The organism is Thauera sp. DNT-1, from assembly GCF_055393985.1.
Map to the genome: position 1 here is coordinate 3,130,541 of NZ_AP043752.1, position 21,658 is coordinate 3,152,198.

General features: G+C 70.3%; 19 protein-coding genes. 10 read left to right on the forward strand and 9 right to left on the reverse strand.

Going from position 1 to position 21,658, the window contains the following annotated elements; all coding sequences use genetic code 11:
- The first annotated feature begins 37 nt into the window (after positions 1–37).
- Positions 38–1,492: a DUF2868 domain-containing protein gene (locus ACZ5PP_RS14460; RefSeq protein ID WP_261789165.1), complete on the forward strand. Its 1,455-nt coding sequence runs from the start codon at positions 38–40 to the stop codon at positions 1,490–1,492.
- Positions 1,489–2,877, forward strand: coding sequence for a GTPase/DUF3482 domain-containing protein (locus ACZ5PP_RS14465; RefSeq protein ID WP_012584481.1), 1,389 nt, complete (start codon positions 1,489–1,491; stop codon positions 2,875–2,877). Before ACZ5PP_RS14460 ends, ACZ5PP_RS14465 begins: the two co-directional genes overlap by 4 nt.
- A gap of 124 nt (positions 2,878–3,001) precedes the next feature.
- On the opposite strand, the gene ACZ5PP_RS14470 is transcribed toward ACZ5PP_RS14465, so the two are convergent.
- Both ACZ5PP_RS14470 and ACZ5PP_RS14475 read right to left on the reverse strand, forming a co-directional pair.
- Positions 3,002–3,280, reverse strand: coding sequence for a type II toxin-antitoxin system HicA family toxin (locus tag ACZ5PP_RS14470; protein WP_004325032.1), 279 nt, complete (start codon positions 3,278–3,280; stop codon positions 3,002–3,004).
- 34 nt (positions 3,281–3,314) lie between these two features.
- Positions 3,315–4,763: a PEP-CTERM sorting domain-containing protein gene (locus ACZ5PP_RS14475; RefSeq protein WP_261789166.1), complete on the reverse strand. Its 1,449-nt coding sequence runs from the start codon at positions 4,761–4,763 to the stop codon at positions 3,315–3,317.
- A 187-nt stretch (positions 4,764–4,950) separates the two neighbouring features.
- On the opposite strand from ACZ5PP_RS14475, the gene ACZ5PP_RS14480 reads away from it, so the two are divergent.
- Positions 4,951–6,006 carry a hypothetical protein gene (locus ACZ5PP_RS14480; RefSeq protein ID WP_012584483.1) on the forward strand — a complete coding sequence of 352 codons (1,056 nt, stop codon included), beginning with the start codon at positions 4,951–4,953 and terminating at the stop codon, positions 6,004–6,006.
- A 176-nt stretch (positions 6,007–6,182) separates the two neighbouring features.
- Here ACZ5PP_RS14480 and ACZ5PP_RS14485 read toward each other — a convergent pair whose 3' ends face one another.
- Positions 6,183–7,859, reverse strand: a complete 1,677-nt coding sequence (locus ACZ5PP_RS14485) for an ATP-binding domain-containing protein (protein WP_273422297.1) — start codon at positions 7,857–7,859, stop codon at positions 6,183–6,185.
- A gap of 214 nt (positions 7,860–8,073) precedes the next feature.
- A complete protein-coding gene (locus tag ACZ5PP_RS14490; RefSeq protein WP_276658914.1) occupies positions 8,074–9,069 on the reverse strand; it encodes a DUF4351 domain-containing protein in 996 nt (331 codons plus the stop codon).
- 178 nt (positions 9,070–9,247) lie between these two features.
- On the opposite strand from ACZ5PP_RS14490, the gene ACZ5PP_RS14495 reads away from it, so the two are divergent.
- The gene (locus ACZ5PP_RS14495) at positions 9,248–9,841 is read left to right on the forward strand and encodes an IMPACT family protein (RefSeq protein ID WP_464826179.1); all 594 of its coding nucleotides are present in this window, start codon (positions 9,248–9,250) and stop codon (positions 9,839–9,841) included.
- A gap of 227 nt (positions 9,842–10,068) precedes the next feature.
- Here ACZ5PP_RS14495 and ACZ5PP_RS14500 read toward each other — a convergent pair whose 3' ends face one another.
- From ACZ5PP_RS14500 to ACZ5PP_RS14515, 4 genes are all read right to left on the reverse strand, one after another.
- Positions 10,069–10,839 carry a LamB/YcsF family protein gene (locus ACZ5PP_RS14500; RefSeq protein ID WP_464826180.1) on the reverse strand — a complete coding sequence of 257 codons (771 nt, stop codon included), beginning with the start codon at positions 10,837–10,839 and terminating at the stop codon, positions 10,069–10,071.
- A gap of 94 nt (positions 10,840–10,933) precedes the next feature.
- Positions 10,934–11,986 (reverse strand): 5-oxoprolinase subunit C family protein, encoded by a 1,053-nt coding sequence (locus tag ACZ5PP_RS14505; protein ID WP_464826181.1) that lies wholly within the window; start codon positions 11,984–11,986, stop codon positions 10,934–10,936.
- Positions 11,983–12,744, reverse strand: a complete 762-nt coding sequence (gene pxpB, locus ACZ5PP_RS14510; protein WP_273422290.1) for a 5-oxoprolinase subunit PxpB — start codon at positions 12,742–12,744, stop codon at positions 11,983–11,985. The genes ACZ5PP_RS14505 and pxpB overlap by 4 nt, the downstream gene beginning before the upstream one ends.
- Positions 12,745–12,774: 30 nt before the next feature.
- Positions 12,775–13,290 carry a winged helix DNA-binding protein gene (locus ACZ5PP_RS14515; RefSeq protein ID WP_004309481.1) on the reverse strand — a complete coding sequence of 172 codons (516 nt, stop codon included), beginning with the start codon at positions 13,288–13,290 and terminating at the stop codon, positions 12,775–12,777.
- Positions 13,291–13,472: 182 nt separating this feature from the next.
- Here ACZ5PP_RS14515 and ACZ5PP_RS14520 point away from each other — a divergent pair, with 182 nt between their 5' ends.
- The 3 genes from ACZ5PP_RS14520 to ACZ5PP_RS14530 are packed head-to-tail and all read left to right on the forward strand — an operon-like array spanning position 13,473 to position 16,350.
- The gene (locus ACZ5PP_RS14520; RefSeq protein ID WP_004309482.1) at positions 13,473–14,462 is read left to right on the forward strand and encodes a TRAP transporter substrate-binding protein; all 990 of its coding nucleotides are present in this window, start codon (positions 13,473–13,475) and stop codon (positions 14,460–14,462) included.
- 58 nt (positions 14,463–14,520) lie between these two features.
- Complete coding sequence (locus tag ACZ5PP_RS14525) at positions 14,521–15,039, forward strand: TRAP transporter small permease (RefSeq protein WP_004309483.1); 519 nt, start codon at positions 14,521–14,523, stop codon at positions 15,037–15,039.
- A gap of 12 nt (positions 15,040–15,051) precedes the next feature.
- Positions 15,052–16,350, forward strand: a complete 1,299-nt coding sequence (locus ACZ5PP_RS14530) for a TRAP transporter large permease (protein WP_004309484.1) — start codon at positions 15,052–15,054, stop codon at positions 16,348–16,350.
- Between the two features lie 28 nt (positions 16,351–16,378).
- Here the strand turns inward: ACZ5PP_RS14530 and ACZ5PP_RS14535 are convergent, their stop codons facing one another.
- Complete coding sequence (locus ACZ5PP_RS14535) at positions 16,379–17,341, reverse strand: LysR substrate-binding domain-containing protein (RefSeq protein ID WP_004309486.1); 963 nt, start codon at positions 17,339–17,341, stop codon at positions 16,379–16,381.
- A 142-nt stretch (positions 17,342–17,483) separates the two neighbouring features.
- Between ACZ5PP_RS14535 and ACZ5PP_RS14540 the strand changes: the two genes are divergently transcribed.
- From ACZ5PP_RS14540 to ACZ5PP_RS14550, 3 genes are all read left to right on the forward strand, one after another.
- Positions 17,484–18,863: an L-serine ammonia-lyase gene (locus tag ACZ5PP_RS14540; RefSeq protein WP_464826182.1), complete on the forward strand. Its 1,380-nt coding sequence runs from the start codon at positions 17,484–17,486 to the stop codon at positions 18,861–18,863.
- A 134-nt stretch (positions 18,864–18,997) separates the two neighbouring features.
- Positions 18,998–20,236: a serine/threonine transporter SstT gene (sstT, locus tag ACZ5PP_RS14545; RefSeq protein ID WP_004309489.1), complete on the forward strand. Its 1,239-nt coding sequence runs from the start codon at positions 18,998–19,000 to the stop codon at positions 20,234–20,236.
- A 153-nt stretch (positions 20,237–20,389) separates the two neighbouring features.
- The gene (locus ACZ5PP_RS14550; RefSeq protein WP_276658904.1) at positions 20,390–21,646 is read left to right on the forward strand and encodes a glycine C-acetyltransferase; all 1,257 of its coding nucleotides are present in this window, start codon (positions 20,390–20,392) and stop codon (positions 21,644–21,646) included.
- Positions 21,647–21,658: the final 12 nt, after the last annotated feature.

A 21,658-nucleotide genomic window follows, 5' to 3' on the forward strand; every position in this document is an offset into this window, starting at 1 on the left:
GCTTCCCGACTTCGCCGACCTTTCGTCCGGACCCCGCGTGCCCACGTCATTTCCGCCGAACTCCCTGTCCCTGCGCTGGCTGGCCGAGCTCGTCCGCCGCCATGAAGAACGCCATCCGCCGCTCGACGAGGCGCGCGCGCACGCCGAGGCGCGTGCGGTCGCGGGCGATCTCGAGGCCCGCGTGCTGCGCCGCGCGGCCGTGCTCGAAGCCGCCGGCGGCTGGCGCGAGGCGATCCAGCGCTGGCAGGGGCGGGCGCGCCTGCTGCTGGTGCTCGCCTGCGTGCTCGCCTTCGTGTTCGGCTTCGGCGCCGCCGCGGGTGCGCTCGGCGACGGCACGCGGCCGGTGAATGTGGTGTGGACCCTCGGCGGTCTGCTCGGCGTGCATCTGCTGAGCCTGCTCCTGTGGCTCGCCAGCCTGATGCTGCAGGGACGCGCACAAGGCGGTGCCTTGCAGCACGGCGGCCTGCTCGGTCGTGCCTGGCTGGCCGTGACCGGCTGGCTCGACCGCAGCCGCGAAGCCGCCGACCTGCCGCTCGCGCTCGGCGGCCTGCTCGGCAGTGGCCGTAGTGCCGCGTGGGGCGTGGGCGCGGCCAACCACGCGCTGTGGTTCGGTGCCCTGTCGGGTGCGACCCTGGGCGTGCTGGCGCTGCTCGCCACGCGGCGCTACGGCTTCGTGTGGGAGACCACCATCCTGCCCGCAGACACCTTCGTCGCGCTGAGCGCGGCGCTTGGCGCGCTGCCCGGCATGCTCGGCTTTCCGGTGCCCGACGCCGCCACGGTACTGGCGAGCGGCGACGCCCCGATGCTGGACGAGGCCGGCCGGCGCGCCTGGGCCGGCTGGCTGGTGGGGGCGATGACGATCTACGGCGTGCTGCCGCGGCTGGCGCTCGCGCTGCTCTGCTTCGGGCTGTGGCGGCGCGCGACGCGTGCGCTTGCGCTCGACCTCGGCCGCCCAGGCTACGCCCGCCTGCGCCCGCTGCTGATGCCCGACAGCGAACGCATCGGCGTGCGCGACCCCGAGCCGGCGGCGATGCCCCACCCGCAGCGCCACGCCGCGGTCGCCCATGGCGACGGCGGAGCGGTGGCCGTGGCGCTCGAACTCGGCGACGACCTGGCGTGGCCGCATGCGCTCGCTGGCGCACACGACGCTGCGGTCGCGCTCGCCTGGCAGGACGGCGGCCGACTCGACAGCCGCGAGCAGCGCCGCAGCGTGCGCGCGCGCTTCGCCGCCCACCCGCCGGTGCGCCTGGTGGTCGCCGTCGATGCCCGCCAGACCCCGGATCGCGGCAGCCTCGGCCTCATCGCCGAACTTGCCGATCACGCGCAGGCGACCCGCATCTGGCTGGCCGGCGTCGATGCCGCGGCGGAGCAGGCCGGGCGGCTGCGCCAGTGGCGCGAGGGCCTGGCCGGGATCGGCCTGGGCGAGGCGGCGGCGCTGGCGGACGCGGGCGCCGCGTGCGGCTGGCTGGAACGGGGAGACGAGGCCCGATGAACGACATCCTGCGCGTGGCCGTGGTCGGCCACACCAACACCGGCAAGACCTCGCTGTTGCGCACGCTCGCGCGCGACGTGGGCTTCGGCGAGGTCTCCGATTCCGCCGGCACCACCCGCCACGTCGAGGGCCTGCGCCTGATGGCCGACGGCGTGCCGGCGGCGGAGCTCTTCGACACCCCGGGCATGGAGGACGCGATCGCGCTGCTCGAGTTCATCGACGATCTGGTCGACCCCGGCGAGCGTGTCGACGGCCCCGAGCGCGTGGCGCGCTTCCTCGCCCGCGACGAGGCCGCCGGCCGCTTCGAGCAGGAGGCCAAGGTGCTGCGCCAGATGCTGGCGAGCGACGCTGCGCTCTATGTGGTGGATGCGCGCGATCCGGTGCTGCCCAAGCACCGTGACGAACTCGAGCTGCTCGCCGCGTGCGCGCGACCGCTGCTGCCGGTACTCAACTTCATCGCCGATCCGGTGGCGCGGGCGGACGACTGGCGCGGCGCGCTCGCCCGCCTCGGTCTGCACGCGGTGGTCAGCTTCGACACCGTGGCGCCGCCGCTCGACGGCGAGCGCGAACTCTTCGACACCCTGGCGACGCTGATCCACAGCCACCGCGGCCGCCTGCAGGCCCTGATCGAGGCGCGTGCGCGCGAGGCCGCGGCGCGTCGCGAAGCCGCCCGCCGCCTGGTCGCCGAGCTGCTGGTCGAGCTCGCCGCGCGCCGTGACCGCCTCGCCGATTCCGAGGACGACGAGGCTGCGCTGCAGCGCGCGGTCGAGCGCCTGCGCGCGGACGTGCGCAGTCGCGAGCAGGCCTGCGTGGACGCGCTGCTGCGCCTGTACCGCTTCCGCGCCGACGACGCGCGCATGGCCGAGTTGCCGCTCGCCGACGGGCGCTGGGACGACGACCTCTTCAACCCCGAGACCCTGCGCCAGATGGGCGTGCGCCTCGGCACCGGCGCCGCCGCGGGCGCGGCAGCCGGCGTCGGCATCGACCTGATGACCGGCGGCCTCACGCTGGGCGCCGCCGCCGCCCTCGGCGCCATCGCTGGCGGCCTGTGGCAGACCTTCGGTCACTACGGAGAGCGCCTCGCCGCCAAGCTGCGCGGCCACCGCGAGCTCACCGTGGACGACGCCATCCTGCGCATCGTCGCGCTGCGCCAGCGCAGCCTGCTGGTCGCGCTGGACGGGCGCGGCCACGCCGCGGTGAAGCCCATCGAGCTCGATGCCGGGCGCGCAGGCATGCCGATGATCGCCGACCCGGTGAGCGTGCGCTGGCGCAAGGATGCATTGCCCGAGGCGATCGGCCGCGCCCGCGCCCACCCCGAGTGGGCGGAGGCGGACGGCGGCCACAAGGACGAGGCGATCGCGGAGCTCGCGCGCTCGCTCGCCTGAGCGACGCCCGTCGAGGACGCGCGCGGCCTGCCGGCTGGAGCGCCCGGATTCCTGCGTCGCACGCCTCCGGGCGCGTGGCGCGGCGGCGAAGCCCCGCGACCGCGATGCGGTCGGGCGCGCTGCGTCAGCCCGTGCCGTCCTGGTAGCTCGACGGCGACACGCCGGCGCTGGCGAGGAATTCGCGCAGGTCCTTCACCGCCTGCTTGCCGAAGTCGCTGCCGTGGTGCGGGTGGTGCAGGTAGAACTCGCGCCGGTTCAGCACGACGCGGAAGCGCGCGCCGTGGCCGCTTTCGACCTCGGCGCCGAGGTGGCTCAGCAGCGACTCGACCTCGCGCCAGTGCAGGTTGCCGGCCGGCGGATCGCGGAAGATCGCTTCCAGGGTGTGGCGATGCTTGTTGCTCATGGCGGACTCCGGGCGAAGCGGGAATCCGCTCATGCTAGCGCAGCGAGCCTCCGGCGCGGCAACTGCGTCGCAGTCCTCCGAGCGCCAGCACCGCCAGGGCCAGCAGCGCGAGCGAGGACGGTTCCGGCACGGGAGTGAAATTGGTGGTGATCGGGGTCATGCGACCGGTAAACCGGCCATTCCCGGTGAAACCGATCTCGGTCACGAAAGCCTGCACATCGGTCGGATCCAGTCCTGCCGACGGCTCGATGCCGAGCACGCGGAACCGATCCACGCCGCCGCCCGTGAAGTCGAAGCGCTCTCCTGCGTCCAGAAAGGTTTCGAACACGAAGTCGGCGAGGTTCAGGTCGTAAAGCCAGAGTTCGAAGATTCCGTCACCGACGTTCGGCAGGGTGACGCTTGCGAACAGTGGATCCCCGCTGCCGATCTGATAGTCATAGCCGACCGCGACCACCGGATCGATCAGGATGGTCTCGCCGGCCCTCACCTCGATGTCGAAGTTGAAGTTTCCCGCACTGTCCACGCTCGGCAGGTAGATCGTCCTGTCGCCGGCGTCGTCCGTGAGCGGGGTGAACTCGAAGAAGGTGCGTGCGCGGCCCTTGATCAGGCCGGGTTCGGCGGATTCGAGGATCACCGCCACTTCGTACTTGCTCCCCTGCTCCAGGCCGCTCGGCAGCCCGGGAAGCCCGCCGTTGCTGAAGGCCTGATCCAGGGTGTAGCCGTTGCTGCCCAGCGGCAGGACGGCCTCGTGCACGAGCGTCGCCGCGGTGATGCGCCCGGGCTCCTCGGCGTCGATGCGCCGAAGCTGGATACGGATGTTGGTGATCGGCGCGGTGGTGTCCGGGACGGTCCACGACAGGGTGGGGGCGAGGCCGCCGCCGGTGATCGCGACATCTTGCAGGAAGGGCAGGTTGACGCTGCTGTCGTAGTCCGGGGCTGTGACCCACTTCGTGGTTTCGCCGCCGGGGGCGGACGGGTTCTCGATTCGCAACGCGAACGGGGTCGCGTCCCAGGCGGCGAGCTGCCCCTGTACGAAGGGATTGGCGAGATTGAAGGTCGTCGTGTAGTCGTTCTTGCCGCCGCCGCCGCCGGATTGGAGGCCGACGAACTGCAGGCGGGTATCGAGCCCAGGAGTGGAGGGGTGCGTGACGAAGATCGCGGTCTCGCCGCCGTTCGAGCTCTGATCGTAGAAGTCCGTATCCGGCGAGGGGGTCACCCTTGCGCTCACGCGCAGGCGGTCCGTACCCGCACCGGCAAAGAAGCGGCCAGCGCCGAGCCGGTCGTTGAATACCTGGACCATGTCGACACCGATGTCGAAGGGTTGCGAGGCGATGGCTGCTGCGTGGCTGCTGGAGACGGTCGCCGCGGCGGCGAGGGCGAGCAGAAATCGATAGGCTCTTGGGGCGGACATTCGTGATCTCCCGAGCTGGATGTCATCGAGGAATGCGAGGGATGTCGGTGCGTGGGCTGCAATCGAGCGCATATTCAATATAGAACGTGTTCATGAATGCTCAACGAGTTTCTGATGCACCTCGAATACCTTCGCCCGTCGACGGCGCGGCGCGGGCTTCGGTCCCCGCAGATGGACTTCGAGGCGACCGATCGCGGTCAAGGAACGTGACGGGATGTCGTTAGGTGTACCGGTCAGTCACCTTTGCGAGGCCTTAGCCATGAAAGTCACCGCGTCCAGTGTCGAGCTCCAGTCCTCGCACCGTTTCGCCCAGTCGCTGGAGACCCGTGAGCGCCTCGAAGTCTGGCGAGGCACGCGCGATTCCGGCTCCGCAGCGGAGAGCACGCAGCCCCCGGTGGTGGCGCTCTCCGCCGCGGGCCAGAACGCCCTGGCGGCCGAGAGCGTGACTGCGGCGGTGGACGCGGTCGCCGAGGAGGCGGTCGAAGACGATCCGCGCCTCGCCATGCTGATCCGCATGATCGAGTTCCTCACCGGCGAGCCGGTGCGGCGCTTCAGCATGCGCGACCTGCAGTCTGCCGACGCCGCCGAGCCTGGCTATGAGACCGGCGCAAACCCGGGTACGAGCGGCCAGGCTGGCGCACGGCGCGCCGGCTTCGGGCTCGAATACGACTTCAGTAGCCGCTTCAGCGAGACCGAGACGATTGCCTTCGGTGCCGCCGGCGTGGTGCGCACCGCGGACGGTGCTGAGATCCGTTTCGAGCTCGGCTTCGAGATGTCGCGCAGCTACACCGAGTCGGTGGCGGTCAGTGTGCGCGCCGGCGACCAGCGCCTGAAGGATCCACTGGTGCTCGACTTCGGCGGCCCCGCGGCGGCGCTCTCGGAGGTGCGCTTCGACTTCGATCTGGATAGCGACGGCACCAGGGAGAAGCTTCCGCTGGTGAGCGGCAGCGGCTTCCTCGCCTTCGACCGTAACGCCAATGGCCGCATCGACGATGGCCGCGAGCTCTTCGGACCCGCCAGCGGCGACGGCTTTTCCGAACTCGCCCGCCTCGACGACGATGCCAACGGCTGGATCGACGAGGCCGATGCCGCCTGGTCGCAGTTGCGCGTGTGGCGGCCGGATGCGGCGGGCAAGGGCAGCGTGCGGTCGTTGAGCGAGGCGGGCGTCGGCGCCCTCCACCTCGGCCGCGTGGCGACACCGTTCAGCCTGAAGGGCGCTGCGAACGACACCCAGGGTGTGATGCGCGCGAGCGGCGTCTACCTGCGCGAGGACGGTGGGGTCGGCACGCTGAGCCAGGTCGACCTGAAGGTCTGAGCACGCAGCGGCGCGGCATCCTGCGTCGCAGCCCGACGGCCGCTCGCGACTCGCGTCGTTCCTGCAGCGCGGCTCCAGGAACGTGGTGTTTTTCGCAGGAGCGACGCGAGTCGCGATGGCGGCGGTTGGGTAGCGCTACGTTTCCCGGAGACCCGCCGCGTTCGGGGGGCGGCGCCTCAGCCCGCTTCCGCGACCGGCGCGAGCGCGGCCGCCGCACGCTCCGACGCCACCAGGATCAACTTCATCGTCGCCCGCGTGGCGCCGACGAAAAGCTTGCGCATGGTGAGCTCGTCCATTCGCCCGCCCGTCGTCTCGAAGTCGATCTCGGTAAACAGGATGCAGGGCGCCGACTGGCCCTTGAAGCGATACACCGAATCGATCAGCAGTTCGCCCTGCGAGTGCTCCGGCTCGCCGAGCAGGTCGTAGCGGCCGGTGAAGGCGCGCAGGCGGTGGGGGCCGAGGTGGTCGAGCGGGGTGAAGCGCGAATGCTCGCGGCCGCGGAAGGTCAGCAGCACGATCGCGTCGCGGCGGAAGCCCAGGCCGAGGGCGCGCGTGATCGCGCGTTTGGTGGCATCCATCAGCCCGGCTTCGTCGCGCCAGGCGAAGATCTCCGGTTCGCTGTCGGTCACCGGGCTGCCGGCGCGCACCGGGGCGGGCAGTGGCAGGCGGGCGTTGAGGAGTGCGAGCACGTCGGCCGGGGTGCGGTAGTTGGTGTCGGCGCTCAGCCCCACCCAGCCGGGCAGCGCCACCGGCGGACGGTCGTAGAGGTTCTGCAACGGGTCTTCCAGCCACCAGGCGCGCCCCGCCGGCTTCAGCAGCGCGAGCAGGGCATCGCGCCAGGGCTCGGTGAAGTCCTGGCCCTCGTCGATGATGAGCTCGTCGAACTGCCAGGCGGGATCGGGCTGCTCGCGCACCAGGGTGGCGAAGTCCGCCTCCATGCGGCGGAAGGCGCCGGGCGCGCCGAAGGCCGGCTTGCGGCCGGCGTCGCGCACGCGGCGGTCGCAGAGCTGGTGGTAGGTGGCGATCTCGCCGCCGGCGGGCGCGATACGCGCGAAGTGGTCGGCGAGCGGACGGTTGTAGCACACGTAGAGCGGGCGCCGGCCGGCGGCGAGCGCGTCGGTGTAGGCGGCGAGCGCGAGCTGGGTCTTGCCGCTGCCGGCGGTGGCGGTCACGCGCAGGCGGTGCGGCTCGACCACGATGCGGCGCGCCCACTCGGTGAGCCCGCCCGACAGCCGGGTGGTGAGGTCTTCGACCTGGCCGATGTGCGACTGCACGTCCGGCACCAGCTCGAGCAGGTCGGCGAAGAAGCGGTGGAGGGCCTGGCGGTGCGCGGCGTCGAGCGCCGGGTCGCCCTCCTGCGGCCGCGTCAGCGCGGCGACGATCGCGGGGAGCTGGTCGCGCCGGCCGGCGTCGACGATGCGCTCGGGGTCGAGTCCGGCGGTGCCGGGCTGGCGCACGCAGTGGTCGGGGCAGTGCAGCAGCACGTCGAGCACGGGCTCGGTGCCGTCGAGCAGCGGGCGCAGGCGGGCGCGCAGGGCGTCGGCGTTGCGCGCGAGCTCGACGCTGAGCTGCGCCGCGCGGCGCCTGCCGGGGCGCAGCAGGCCGGCAGGCGTCTCGTCGAGGAAGCCGGCCTGCTGTTCGACCAGCAGCACCCGCCCGCCCGGGCCGACCACGGCGAAATCGACCTCGCCGAACACCGCCGTGCGACCCTCGGCGCGCGTCCAGTGCAGGCTGTGGTAGATCGTGGTGTCCTCGGGCAACGCGGCGGCGAGGCGGGCGAGGGTGGCGAGCTCGCGCCCGCGCGCGCCCTCCGCGGGGAGCAGGCGCCAGCCTTCGGGGTGGGTGCGGGCCATGGTGGGCCTCAGTCGATGGGCTCGAACAGGCGGGCGACGATGCGCTGGCAAGACGGGAGCTCGAAGGCCTCGGGGTTCATGTCGAGAATGTAATGGCGTTCATCCGCTTTCACGGTTGCGGGGCGAAGTGGCCGGATCGCTTCACCCATCGGAGACCGGCGGGGTTGCGGCGGTTTGCGCACGCCGCTCACCCCGTCCAGCGTGAGCCCGTGCTTCAGTTCCCCGCGAACACCTCGTCGATCGTCCGCGCCTCGAGCACGCGCTCGGCCCAGATCTCGAGCTGCTCGGGCGTGGACTGGGAGAGACGCCGGATGATGTCGGGGGAGAGCGGGCCGAAGCGCCGGTTCAGCAGGCGCAGGAGGACGCTTGCACTGCCTTGGGCACGACCCTGCTCGATCCCCTTCTCGATACCGATTTCGAGCCCTTGCTCCATGCCCTTCTGCAGCCCGCGCTCGATCGCGAGTCGTTCGACGCTGGTGACGTACTTCACTTTGCGTTCTCCTTCAATATTTTCAATATCTTGCCACAGTCTCTGCTCGAACTCCCTGGGTAGTCGCATCATCCAGTCGAGCACCGAAAAGAAGTCGAGGATGCGTTGTCGCGTCCAGTCGCGTTCATAGAGTAGTCGCACCAGGCGGCGCTTGGCGTCGAAGCGGGCGATCGGGCTGCGGCGGGTGCGACGGGTGTAGAGGTGCGCGGCGGTGACGAGTGCGAAGGGGTTCGGGTTGCACAGCAGCGCGGCTTCGTCCGCTGCGTGGTCGACCAGCTTGGCGACCGGAAATTGCAGATTGTGCCGGCAGCCGAGGCGCTCGTAGCCGAAGCGGTCGGGGCGCCAGGCCGGGTCGTCATCGGCGAGCACGGCCAGGCTGGCGACCGGACGGTCGTAGCTGTCGTAGATGCGGTAGTTATAGACGAACATCCGGCGTGCGAAGTCGGGGTCCATGCTTCCCTGGACCTCGATGTGCACACACAGCCAGTCCTCCTCGCCGGCGTGCGTGGTGACGCTGGCGAGCTTGTCGACATGGCGCCGGCCGAGCGCGGCGTCGCGTACGATCTGCTGCAGCTCCTTGTCGAGGAAGCGGTGGCCGCGCGCCCAGTCGATCTGGCGGCCGGCATCGGGGAAGTAGAAGTCGATGAACTCCGGGAAGGCGTGCTCGACGGCCTCCTTCCACGGACTGTCGTAATCGTCCTGCGCGGCGCTGGCGGGCATTGCGAGCTCCTGGGTGAGGGAGCTGGAATGCTATTTGGAAATATGACAAAAGGGAATTGGGGCATTGGGATGCGTCCCCGAATTTTCGGAGTATCCGCGATTTTCGGGGGCTGCACGCCATGGCAATGCCGGCTGGCCGCCGCCGTGCCGCCGCGCGAATCGGACTAGAATCCCCCCCATGCCGCTGACCCTCGCCGCTCCCGTCCACAGCGAACTGATCATCAAGAAGAGCCGCTTCATCGGCTGCGTGCAGCCGATCAGCGACCGCGCCGGCGCGCAGAAGGTCGTGGCCGCGTTGTGGGCGCAGCATCCGGGGGCGCGCCATGTGTGCTGGGCGCTGCTTGCGGGCGGGCAGTCGGCGGCGGTGGACGACGGCGAGCCGAGCGGCACCGCCGGGCGGCCGATGCTCGACGTGCTGCGCCACCAGGACCTGGAGGGCGTGCTCGCCACCGTGGTGCGCTACTTCGGCGGCGTGAAGCTGGGCGCCGGGGGTCTGGTGCGCGCCTACACGGACGCGGTGGCGCAGGCCTTGCTCGAGGCCGAGAAGGTGCCGATCGTGCGCCTGGCGACGCTGCGCTGCGTGGTGCCGTATGCGATGGAGGGGCTGCTGCGGCGCGAGCTCGACGCCGCCGGGGCGAGCCTGCTCGCGGTGGCGCACGGGCAGGCGGTGGAGCTGTGCTTCAGCCTGCCCGAGGATGCCGCCGCAGCCCTGCGCGCGCGCCTTGCGGAGGCGGGGCAGGGCCGGATCGAGTGGATCGCGGAGGTCGAGTGAGCGTTGGGCGCCAAGGGGCGGCAGCGTCCGGGTTTGCGCGGGGGCGAGGATCGCGACTTGCGTCGCTCCTACAGGGCGCCTGGGGCGTAGGGTGTGGTCGTAGGAGCGACGCAAGTCGCGATCGAATCATCCGGAGTCCTCCCCCCCGGCGTATCCGGCGCATGCGCAGATCAAGCGCCGAAATCGCGACTTGCGTCGCTCCTGCCTGATCAGCCGGCGGGTCGGCCTCAGGAGAGCTGTGGCAGGGGGGCGATGGTCCAGCCGCGCGCTTCGAGTTCCGTGCGCAGATGTCGCGCGCTCTCCACTGCGCCCAGGGTGTCGCCGTGCACGCAGATGCTGTCCATCGAAGTCGGCAGCACCTTGCCGCTCTGGCTGACCACGCCGCCGGCCTCCAGCATGCGCAGCACGTGGGTGACGAGCTCGTCGTGGTCGTGGATGACCGCGCCGGGCTGGCCGCGCGGCACCAGCGTGCCCTTGTCGGTGTAGGCGCGGTCGGCGAAGACCTCGCCGGCGACCCTCAGCCCGGCGCGCGCGCCGGCCGCATGGAGTTCCGACAGCACCGGGGCGAGCAGGATCAGCCCGGGGTCGATGGCCTTGACCGCGCGCGCGACCGCGTCGGCGAGCGCTGCATCCTCGCAGGCCTGGTTGTTGAGTGCGCCGTGTGGCTTGACGTGGGTGACGCGGCCACCTTCGGCCGCGGCCATGCCGGCGAGCGCGCCGACCTGGTAGATGATCATCGCCTCGAGCTCGGCCGGCGCCATCTTCATCGGCCGGCGACCGAAGCCCTGCAGGTCGGGGTAGGCCGGATGGGCGCCGAGGCTCACCCCCGTCGCGAGCGCCGTGCGCACGGTGTGGCGCATCACCACCGGGTCGCCGGCGTGGAAGCCGCAGGCGATGTTGGCCGAGCGCACCACCTGCAGAAGGGCCTCGTCCTCGCCCATGGTCCAGGGGCCGAAGGATTCGCCGAGGTCGGCGTTGAGGTTGATCGTCTTGTTCATGGGCGGGGCTCCTTGGGGTGGGGAGATCGGGGCGTGCAGGCTGGGGGCCGGGATTGCGACTTGCGTCGCGCCAGGGCGGGCGGCGCTTGCGCGATCAATACAGCGGTCGGTATTCGGTGCCGAGGGCATGCACGACGCCGTCGACCAGGTTCCCGGTGTACAGCGCCATCAGGTCGATGCCATCGGGCGGCAGGGCGCGGATCGAGGCGATCAACGCCCGGGTCTCGGTCTCGGCGGCGCGCGCGATGCACGCGCCCTCGGCGGCGCTCACGGCGGCGAAGCGCAGGCTCTGACCGGGGCGCAGCGCGGCGAGACGGCCGAGGTCGGCGCCGATCACGGTGGCGATCTTGGGATAGCCGCCGGCGGTCTGCGCGTCGGCGAGCAGCACGATGGGCTGGCCGGCACCGGGCACCTGGATGGAGCCGGGCACGGTGGCGTCGGAGACGATCTCGGCGGCGCCGGCGTGCTCCAGCTGCGCGCCCTCGAGGCGGATGCCCATGCGGTCGGCCTCGGTGGTGACGCGATACTCGCCGCCCACCAGGGCGTCGAGCGCGGTGGGGCTGAAGTGGTCGGCCTGCGGACCGGGCACCAGGCGGATCGGACCGGTGTCGGCCGCGGGCGGCTGGGCGAGCACGCGGTCGCTGTCCCAGGGGTCGGCGTCGGCGGAGAGCGCCAGGCGCGTGCCAGGGCCGAGCGCACGGCCATCCACGCCGCCGATGCCGGCGCGCGCATAGGTCGAGGCGCTGCCCATCACCGCCGCCGGCTCGAGGCCGACGATCGCGACCATGGCGATGCGTCCGCCCTCCATCTTGCGGATGCGCAGCTGCTCGCCGTCGGCCAGCGTCACCGAGCGCCACGGCGCGAGCTGGCGCCGGCCCTCGGTGCCTTCGACCTCGACCACCGCGTCGCCGGCCACCGCGAGCTTCACCGCGCCGCCGCTCGCGGCGACGTGCAGGCCGCCGTCGAAGCATTCGATCACCGCGGCGTCCTCGGCGCGACCGGCGAGCGCATTGGCGATGCGCATCAGGCGGCGGTCGAGCACGCCCGCCCAAGGCACGCCGATGCGGCGGTGGCCGCGGCGGCCGCCGTCCTGGATGGAGGCGAAGGCGCCGGGGGAGAGGATTTCCACTTCGGTCCGGGTGCTCATGCTGCGTTCTCCGCGGGGGTCGGGGCGCTTTCCAGCCATTGCATGGGGTCGATTTCGGCGCTGGCGAGGCCGGCCTCGATGGCGCGGCATTCCTGGGCGCTCACCGGGACGAAGCGCACGCGGTCTCCGGCCGCGAGCAGCGAGGGCGAGGTGCGGCGGGCGTCGAACAACGGCACCGGGCAGCGCCCGAGCAGGTGCCATCCGCCGGGGCTCTCCCAGGGGTAGATCGCGGTCAGGCCAGTGGCGATCGCCACGCTTCCGGCGGGCACGCGCACGCGCGGCTGGGCACGGCGTGGCAGGCGCAGCGGCGCGGGCAGGTCGCCCATGAAGGGGAAGCCGGGCAGGAAGCCGATCATGTAGACCAGGTATTCCGCTCCGCTGTGCAGCGCGACGACCTCGTCCTCGCCGATGCCGATCGCGCCCGCCACCTCGGCGAGGTCGGGGGCGGCCTCGCCCTCGTAGCACACCGGCAGGCGCCAGTGGCGGCCGTCGGTGGTGCTGCCGTGCTCGGCGGCGGCGATCAGCGGCTGCAGCGCGGCGAGCACTGCATCGCGGTCGGTGACGAGCGGGTCGAAGAACACGGTCAGCGAGCGGAAGGTGGGCATGGTCTCGATCACGCCCGGCAGTTTGCCCGCCTGCTTCCGGCGCAGCACGGCGGCGTCGAGCGCATTGACCTCGGCCAGCAGGGCAGGGTCGATGATGCTGCCGAATTCGATGGTGAGCGCGGCGTCGCCGGCGTCGAGGATGCGAAAGCTCACGGGAGGGCTCCCTGGTGATGTGCAGCGGATTTACAGCGATGAAGTGGAGGCCGCGCGCGCGGCCTGGTCGTAGCGGCCGGACAGGGTGCGCAGCAGGCGGGCGAGTTCGCCGATCTGGGCGTTGTCCTCGGGGCTGCCGGTGAAGCCGGGCATCAGGCAGGCCTCGCGTACGTCGCGGTACGCCAGGCAGATCTCGCGGCCCCGCTCGGTGACGGAGAAGAACGCCTCCTTGCCCTTCTTGACGCTCTGCACCAGGCCGAGTCCGGCGAGCTTGCGCAGCGAGTAGGAGACGACGTGGGTGTCCTCGACGTTGAGCACGAAGCAGATGTCCGCAAGGCGCTTCTCGGAGTCGCGGTGCGACACGTGGTGCAGCACCAGCACGTCGATCGGCGTCATGTCCTTGACGCCGGCGGTGGTCATGCAGCGCATCATCCAGCGTGCGAAAGCATGCCAGGCGATGATGAGGCCGAACTCCATCTCGGAAAGTTCGGGCGATTTCGGCGAGATCAGGTGCTGGGAGGACACGATGCGGCTGGCTTCTTTCATGACTGCCTCCGGAGGTGGAAGACAAGGTTTCGCTGACGTTTTGCAAAAAAAACGTGTACGTTTTGTTGACAAGATACCCACAAAATCTCTATTGTGCAATAACGGTGACTTATCGAAGACCGGTCGCCGCCCGCCAATCCGCGTTCCGGGCTTCTCGCCCTCCTCTACCAGGAGTAATCGCCATGCGCTTCCCGCGTCCCCTCGTCAAGGTGATCGCCACTTCGCTCGTAGGCCTGGGTCTGGCCGCCGTCGCCCACGCCCAGACCGCGTGGGACATGCCCACCCCCTACCCGGCCAACAACTTCCACACCGAGAACATCCAGCAGTTCGCCAAGGAGGTCGACGAGGCCACCGGCGGCAAGCTCAAGATCACCGTGCACGCCAACGGCTCGCTGTTCAAGGCCAACGAGATCAAGCGCGCGGTGCAGTCCGGGCAGGCGCAGATCGGCGAGCTGATCATCTCCGGGCTGGCCAACGAGGACGCGCTCTACGCGCTCGACACCGTGCCCTTCCTGGCCACCGGCTATGCGGATTCGAAGAAGCTGTGGCAGGCCTCGAAGGCGGCGGTCGAAGCGCGCCTGGCGAAGAACGGCCTCAAGATCCTGTACTCGGTGGCCTGGCCGCCGCAGGGCCTGTACTCCATGACCGAGCTCAAGAGCATCGGCGACCTCAAGGGCATGAAGATCCGCTCCTACAGCCCGACCGTGGCGCGCATGATCGAGCTGATGGGGGGGCAGCCGGTGACCGTGCAGGCCGCCGACCTCACCCAGGCGCTGTCGACCGGCGTGGTGTCGGCCAACCTGACCTCCTCGGCCACCGGTTACGACACCAAGAGCTGGGAAAACCTGAGCCACTACTACGACATCCAGGCCTGGCTGCCGAAGAACATCGTGTTCGTGTCGAAGAAGGCCTTCGACGCGCTAGACCAGCCGTCGCGCGATGCCCTGCTGAAGGCCGCCGCCGCGGCCGAGGAGCGCGGCTGGAAAGTGTCGGAAGAGAAGACCGCCTGGTACATCGACCAGCTCAAGGCCAACAAGATGAAGGTCCAGCCCGCGCCGGAGGCGCTGCAGGCCGAGCTGCTCAAGGTCGGCGAGAAGATGACCGCCGAGTGGGTCGAGAAGGCCGGTCCGGACGGCCAGGCCATCCTCGACGCATACCGCAAGCTGAAGTGACCGGCGGATGCCGCATCGGCCCCGCCGTGGCGGGGCCTTCTTGTTCAGGAGATCGCCCATGAGAGCGTTCCTCGATTCCTTGTACCGCCTGTCCGGGGCGCTCGCCGCGGTCGGCATGGTGGCCACGCTGGTGCTGGTCGCGACCGGCGTCTTCACGCGTCCGCTCGGCATCTACCTGCCCGGCACCGACGACTACGCCGGCTACGCGATGGCGGCCTGCGGCTTCCTCGCGCTGGCCTACACCTTCAAGCACGGCGAGCACATCCGCGTGAGCCTGGTGCTCGAGCGCGTCGGCCCGCGTCTGCGCGCGGCGCTGGAGTGGTTCTCGCTCGCCGCCGGCACCGCGGTGGCGGCGATGCTGGCCTTCTACGCCGTGCGCATGGTGCTGCAGTCGCACGAATTCGAGGAAATCTCGCAGGGCGTGGACGCCACGCCACTGTGGATTCCGCAACTGTCGATGGCCTTCGGCTCGGTCGTGCTGCTGATCGCGCTGATCGACGACTTGGTGATGACCACCCTGGGGCGCGCACCGGCGCGACTCGCCACCCACAGCGGCGAAGCCGCGCGCATGGAATAAGAGGAGCGCGCCATGGAAGTCATGATTGCGGCCGTACTGATCGGCCTGATGCTGGCGCTGCTCGCCGGCGGCGTATGGATCGGCCTCGCGCTGATGGCGATCGGCATCCTCGGCATGCTCGGCTTCACGCCGCGCGCGCCGGGCGACGGCATGGCGGTGGCGATCTGGAGCCACGGTTCGAGCTGGACCCTGACCGCGCTGCCGCTGTTCCTGTGGATGGGCGAGATCCTCTTTCGCACCAAGCTGTCGGAAGACATGTTCAAGGGCCTGTCGCCCTGGCTGGAACGCCTGCCGGGCCGCCTGCTCCACACCAACATCATCGGCTGCACCTTGTTCGCCGCGGTGTCGGGCTCGTCGGCGGCGACCTGCGCCACCATCGGCAAGATCGCGCTGCCCGAGCTGCAGCGCCGCGGCTACCCCGAGTCGATGGCGCTGGGCACCCTGGCCGGTGCCGGCACGCTGGGCCTGCTGATCCCGCCCTCGATCATCATGATCGTGTACGGCGTGGCGGCGGACGTGTCGATCTCCAAGCTCTTCATCGGCGGCGTGCTGCCCGGCATCCTGCTGGCGAGCCTGTTCATGGGCTGGGTGGTGGTGTGGTCGCTGATGAACCCGGGCAAGATCCCCGCCGCCGACCTCAAGACCGACTTCATGGGCAAGCTGCGCGCCTCGAAGAACCTGATCCCGGTGATCCTGCTGATCGGCGGCGTGCTCGGCTCGATCTACAGCGGCATCGCCACCGCGACCGAGGCCGCCGCGATCGGCGTGATCGGCAGCCTGATCATCGCCGCCAGCCAGCGCACGCTCAATCGCAAGAGCTTCTTCGGTGCGCTGATGGGCGCCACCCGGCTGTACTGCATGATCGCGCTGATCCTCGCCGGCTCGGCCTTCCTGACCCTCGCGATGGGCTACATCGGCCTGCCCCGCCATCTCGCCGAGTGGATCGGCGGGCTCGGCCTCACCCCGGGCATGCTGCTGGTGGCGCTGGCGATCTTCTACATCCTGCTCGGCTGCTTCCTCGACGGCATCTCGATCGTGGTGCTGACGATGGCGGTGCTGATGCCGACCATCCAGGCCGCGGGCATCGATCCGCTGTGGTTCGGCATCTTCGTGGTGGTGGTGGTGGAGATGGCGCAGGTCACCCCGCCGGTCGGCTTCAACCTCTTCGTGCTGCAGGGCCTCACCGGGCGCGACATGACGGTGATCGCGCGCTACGCGCTGCCCTACTTCCTGCTGATGGTGCTGGCGGTGGTGCTGCTGTACACCTTCCCCGGCCTGGTGACCTGGCTGCCCGGGCACATGATCGGGTGACGGGCTCCGCGCCCGCGGCCGCTGGCGTTCAGTCGCCGGGCGCGGGCGCCGTATCTGCGCAAGGGCCGGCGGCGAGCTCCGCCGCACGCGCCTCGGCCGCCAGCCAGTCGTGCACCGTGGCCACGCGCGGATCGGCGAGCGCCCCGGCGGAATGGATCACGCAGTAGCGCTTGCCGGTGCGCACCGACTGCGCGAAGGGCGCCACCAGGCGGCCGCTGTCGAGCTCGTCGGTGATCAGGGTGCGGCGCGCGATCGCCACCCCCATGCCGGCGATCGCGCACTGCATGGTGATGTGGTTGCGGTTGAACATGTAGCCGCGCCGTACCTCCACCTGGGGTGCGCCGATGGCCTTCAGGTAGCGCTCCCACTCGGCGTAGGGCGGGCTCCCGCGCCAGGCGGTCATGTCGTGCAGCAGCGGGTAGTGGCGCAGGTCCTCGGCGCCGAGCAGCGGTGGACGGCCTTCGAGCAGGCGTGGCGAGCACACCGGGAAGATCTCCTCTTCCAGCAGCACGGTGCTCTGGAAGCCGGGGTAGCTGCCGTCGTTGAGGTCGATCGCGAGGTCGAACTCGCCGTCGCGTAGCGAGTACGTGCTGTCCTCGGCCTCGACCTGCAGCTCGATCTGCGGAAAGCGCGCCATCAGGCGCGGCAGACGCGGGACCAGCCAGGTGGCGAGGAAGGAGGGCAGGGTGCGCACCCGTACCACGCCGCTGAGCGCGCCGCCACGCAGGCGGCCGATGGCGAGCTCGACCGCGGCGTAGGCCGGATCGACCGCGGCGAGCAGGCGCTTGCCCGCGTCGGTGAGCTCGAGCCGGCGCGGCAGGCGGCGGAACAGGCGCTGGGCGAGCCAGTCCTCGAGCAGCTTGATCTGCTGGCTCACCGCGCCGGTGGTGATGCTGAGCTCCTCGCCGGCGCGGGTGAAGGACAGGTGACGCGCGACGGCGAGGAAGACGCGTAGCCGGGTATGGATCTGGGAGGGTGCGCTCGTAGCCATGGTTTAGTTTTGCTAAAGAAAAGATCAATAACTATCGATTGAGCACCCGCCCATCCAGCTGGAGAATGCCGCTCATGCACTGATAAATATTTTCGTGCTTAGCAGAATTAAATCAACAAGCCGTTTCCCCTCGGAGTCTCCCATGTCCATCAGCGTACTCGACCTGTTCAAGATCGGCGTCGGTCCGTCCAGCTCGCACACGGTCGGGCCGATGCGGGCCGCGCACGATTTCGTCGCCGAGCTGCAGCGCCGCGACCTGCTCGACCAGGTGCGCCGCATCGAGGCGAAGCTCTACGGCTCGCTGTCGGCGACCGGCGTTGGCCACGGCACCGACCGCGCGGTGGTGGCCGGGCTGATGGGCGCGCGCCCGGACGAGGTCGATCCCGACTTCCTGGTGGGCGCGGTCGATGCGGTGCGCATCGATGCCAGCCTGCCGCTAGGCGGCACGACGGCGGTGCCCTTCGAGTGGACGCGCGACCTGCGCCTGCTGCCGGTGAGCCTGCCCTACCATCCCAACGCGATGCGCCTGGCCGCGCACGGCGAGGCTGGCGTGCTGTACGAGAACACCTACTACTCGGTGGGTGGCGGCTTCGTGGTCGACGAGGCGCAGGCGCAGTCGGGCGCGCCGGCCGAGGCCGCGGTCGCCGTGCCCTATCCCTTCGACACCGGCGCAGAGCTGCTCGCCCAGTGCCGCCGCCACGGCCTGCGCATCAGCGAGCTGATGCTGGCCAACGAGTCGGCCTGGCGCAGCGAGGCGGAGACGCGCGCCGCGCTGCTGCGCATCTGGGACGTGATGCGCGCCTGCGTGACGCGCGGCGTGGGTCACGAGGGCGTGCTGCCCGGCGGGCTCAACGTGCGCCGGCGCGCGCCGGGGCTGTATCGCAAGCTCAGCGAGCAGGCGAGCGGGCGCAACATGATCAGCGACTCGATGAGCGCGCTCGACTGGGTCAACCTCTACGCGCTCGCGGTCAATGAAGAGAACGCCGGCGGCGGCCGCGTCGTCACGGCGCCCACCAATGGTGCGGCCGGTATCATCCCGGCGGTGATGCACTACTACATGAAGTTCATGCCCGGCAGCGACGAGCGCGACGTGGAGAACTTCCTCCTCGCCGCCGCCGCGGTCGGCGTGCTGTGCAAGAAGAACGCCTCCATCTCCGGCGCCGAGGTCGGCTGCCAGGGCGAGGTCGGCTCGGCCTGCGCGATGGCCGCCGCGGGCCTGGCCGAAGTGCTCGGCGGCACGCCCGAGCAGGTCGAGAACGCCGCCGAGATCGGCCTCGAGCACAACCTCGGCCTGACCTGCGACCCCGTCGGCGGCCTGGTGCAGGTGCCCTGCATCGAGCGCAACGCGATGGCCTCGATCAAGGCCATCAACGCCGCCCAGCTCGCCCTGCGCGGCGACGGCGCGCACACGGTCTCGCTCGACCAGGTGATCCGGACCATGCGCGACACGGGCCGCGACATGCTCGACAAGTACAAGGAGACCTCCCGCGGCGGCCTCGCCGTCAGCTTTCCGGAGTGCTGAGCGCCGCCACACCGGATCTCCAGCCGAATGTCCACCCGTTCCACCCCCGACCCGGCACAGCCCATCCCGCACGTGCCCGGGTCCAGCCTCACCCGGCTTCCCTAACCACAACGTCATCCACGAGGAGACACTCAATGACCACCGCAAACCCCACGGCTCTGCAGCGCGTGATGCGCATGAGCCTCATCTCCCAGATCGCCATCGGTCTGGTCCTCGGCATCGCACTGGCGCTGATCGCGCCGGGCGCCACCAAGTCGGTCGCGCTGCTCGGCGACCTCTTCATCGCCGCGCTGAAGGCGGTCGCGCCGATCCTGGTCTTCGTGCTGGTGGCGGCGGCGATCGCCAACCACAGGCACGGCCAGCCCACGCACATGCGCCCGATCCTCGTCCTCTACCTGCTCGGCACCTTCGCCGCCGCGGTGGTGGCGGTGATCGCCAGCTTCGCCTTCCCGACCACGCTGGTGCTCGACACCGCGGCCGCGACCGGCAACCCGCCGGGCGGCATCCTCGGGGTGCTCAAGAACCTGCTGCTGAGCGTCGTCTCCAATCCGGTGCGCGCGCTGATGGAAGCCAATTTCATCGGCATCCTGGCGTGGGCGATCGGCCTCGGCGTCGCGCTGCGCCATGCCGCGGAGAGCACCCGCAAGATGGTCAATGACGTCGCGGATGCGGTGTCCTCGATCGTGCAGGTGGTGATCCGCTTCGCCCCGCTCGGCATCTTCGGCCTGGTCGCCGCCACCATGGGCGAGTCCGGCTTCGACGCGCTGCTCGGCTACGGCAAGCTGCTGATGGTGATCGTGGGCTGCATGGTCTTCGTCGCCCTGGTGGTCAACCCGCTGTTCGTGTTCTGGAAGCTGCGCACCAACCCCTATCCGCTGGTGTTCACCTGCCTGCGCGAGAGCGGCGTCACCGCCTTCTTCACCCGCAGCTCGGCCGCCAACATCCCCATCAACCTCGAGCTGTGCAAGCGCATGGGCCTGCACGAGGACACCTATTCGATCTCGATCCCGCTCGGCGCCACGATCAACATGGCTGGCGCGGCGATCACGATCTCGGTGATGGCGCTCGCCGCGGCGCACACCCTCGGCATCGCGACCGACTTCCCGACCGCGCTGCTGCTGTGCCTGGTGTCCGCGCTCGCCGCATGCGGCGCCTCGGGCGTGGCGGGGGGCTCGCTGCTGCTGATCCCGATGGCCACCAGCCTGCTGGGCGTCCAGGCCGACGTGGCGATGCAGGTGGTGGCGATCGGCTTCGTCATCAGCGTGGTGCAGGACTCGTGCGAGACCGCGCTGAACTCCTCGACCGACGTCCTCTTCACCGCCGCCGCCTGCGCGGCGGAGAGCGGCGAGCCGCTCCAGCTGGATCGCACCTGATCCCGGCATGACCGTGCGCCTGCGCCACGGCGCAGGTGTCCGTCCGGCGGCCGTCGCGGCCTCCGGGCGTGGCGGGGCTCCGGCCCCGCGCCCTCCCTGAATCAAGCCCTGCCCGGGGGGCTTCCAATCCCCGGGCACTGCAACGGAGTCGTCATGAACAAGAATCCCGCAACCGCCGTCGAACAGAGCGGCAAGCCCCAATCCCCGGCGCGCGAGCGCTTCCTAGCCCATCTGCACGGTGTCGTCGATCAGATCCGCGCCGACGGCTTCTACAAGGCCGAGCGCGTCATCGACAGCCCTCAGGGTGCCCAGGTCCACCTCGGCACCGGTGCGGACGTCCTCAACTTCTGCGCCAACAACTACCTCGGGCTCGCCAACGACCCGCGCCTGGTCAAGGCCGCCCAGGACGGCCTGGCCGAGGACGGCTTCGGCATGGCGTCGGTGCGCTTCATCTGCGGCACGCAGTCGGTGCACAAGCAGCTCGAGGCGAGCATCTCGAAGTTTCTCGGCACCGAGGACACCATCCTGTACGGCAGCTGCTTCGACGCCAACGGCGGCCTGTTCGAGACCCTGCTCACCGAAGAGGACGCGGTCATCTCCGACGAGCTCAACCACGCCTCCATCATCGACGGCGTGCGCCTGTGCAAGGCCAGGCGCTACCGCTACCGCAACAACGACATGGCCGACCTCGAGGCGCAGTTGCAGGCCGCGGACGCCGCCGGCGTGCGCTTCAAGCTGATCGCCACCGACGGCGTGTTCTCCATGGACGGCGTGATCGCCGACCTGAAGTCGGTCTGCGACCTGGCCGACAAATATGGCGCGCTGGTGATGGTCGACGACTCCCATGCCGTCGGCTTCGTCGGCACGCACGGCCGTGGAACGGCGGAATACTGCGGCGTGGAAGGCCGCGTGGACATCATCACCGGCACGCTCGGCAAGGCGCTGGGGGGCTCCTCGGGAGGCTATACCTCGGGGCACAAGGAGATCATCGAACTGCTGCGCCAGCGCTCGCGGCCCTATCTGTTCTCCAACACGCTCGCGCCCTCCATCGCCGCGGCCTCGATCAAGGTGATGGAGCTGCTCGCGAGTGACGAAGGTCTTGAACTGTGCCGTCGCGTCAAGGAAAACGGCGAACATTTCCGCCGCGAGATGACCAAGCTCGGCTTCACGCTGGCGGGCAAGGATCACCCCATCGTCCCGGTCATGCTCGGCGATGCGCAACTGGCCGGTCGCATGGCCGAAGAGCTGCTGAAGGAAGGCATCTACGTGATCGGCTTCTCCTTCCCGGTCGTGCCCAAGGGCAAGGCCCGCATCCGCACGCAGATGAGCGCCGCGCACACCACGGCGCAGATCGACCGCGCGGTGGCGGCCTTCGCCAAGGTGGGCAAGGCACTCGGCGCGATTGCGTGAGCACGACCACTG

Coding starts and splice junctions, on each gene's coding strand:
- ACZ5PP_RS14465 (WP_012584481.1), top strand. CDS start 1,489: ATGAACGACATCCTGCGCGTGGCCGTGGTCGGCCACACCAACACCGGC.
- ACZ5PP_RS14470 (WP_004325032.1), bottom strand. CDS start 3,280: ATGAGCAACAAGCATCGCCACACCCTGGAAGCGATCTTCCGCGATCCG.
- ACZ5PP_RS14475 (WP_261789166.1), bottom strand. CDS start 4,763: ATGCGCTCGATTGCAGCCCACGCACCGACATCCCTCGCATTCCTCGAT.
- ACZ5PP_RS14480 (WP_012584483.1), top strand. CDS start 4,951: ATGAAAGTCACCGCGTCCAGTGTCGAGCTCCAGTCCTCGCACCGTTTC.
- ACZ5PP_RS14485 (WP_273422297.1), bottom strand. CDS start 7,859: ATGGCCCGCACCCACCCCGAAGGCTGGCGCCTGCTCCCCGCGGAGGGC.
- ACZ5PP_RS14490 (WP_276658914.1), bottom strand. CDS start 9,069: ATGCCCGCCAGCGCCGCGCAGGACGATTACGACAGTCCGTGGAAGGAG.
- ACZ5PP_RS14495 (WP_464826179.1), top strand. CDS start 9,248: ATGCCGCTGACCCTCGCCGCTCCCGTCCACAGCGAACTGATCATCAAG.
- ACZ5PP_RS14500 (WP_464826180.1), bottom strand. CDS start 10,839: ATGAACAAGACGATCAACCTCAACGCCGACCTCGGCGAATCCTTCGGC.
- ACZ5PP_RS14505 (WP_464826181.1), bottom strand. CDS start 11,986: ATGAGCACCCGGACCGAAGTGGAAATCCTCTCCCCCGGCGCCTTCGCC.
- ACZ5PP_RS14515 (WP_004309481.1), bottom strand. CDS start 13,290: ATGAAAGAAGCCAGCCGCATCGTGTCCTCCCAGCACCTGATCTCGCCG.
- ACZ5PP_RS14520 (WP_004309482.1), top strand. CDS start 13,473: ATGCGCTTCCCGCGTCCCCTCGTCAAGGTGATCGCCACTTCGCTCGTA.
- ACZ5PP_RS14525 (WP_004309483.1), top strand. CDS start 14,521: ATGAGAGCGTTCCTCGATTCCTTGTACCGCCTGTCCGGGGCGCTCGCC.
- ACZ5PP_RS14530 (WP_004309484.1), top strand. CDS start 15,052: ATGGAAGTCATGATTGCGGCCGTACTGATCGGCCTGATGCTGGCGCTG.
- ACZ5PP_RS14535 (WP_004309486.1), bottom strand. CDS start 17,341: ATGGCTACGAGCGCACCCTCCCAGATCCATACCCGGCTACGCGTCTTC.
- ACZ5PP_RS14540 (WP_464826182.1), top strand. CDS start 17,484: ATGTCCATCAGCGTACTCGACCTGTTCAAGATCGGCGTCGGTCCGTCC.
- sstT (WP_004309489.1), top strand. CDS start 18,998: ATGACCACCGCAAACCCCACGGCTCTGCAGCGCGTGATGCGCATGAGC.
- ACZ5PP_RS14550 (WP_276658904.1), top strand. CDS start 20,390: ATGAACAAGAATCCCGCAACCGCCGTCGAACAGAGCGGCAAGCCCCAA.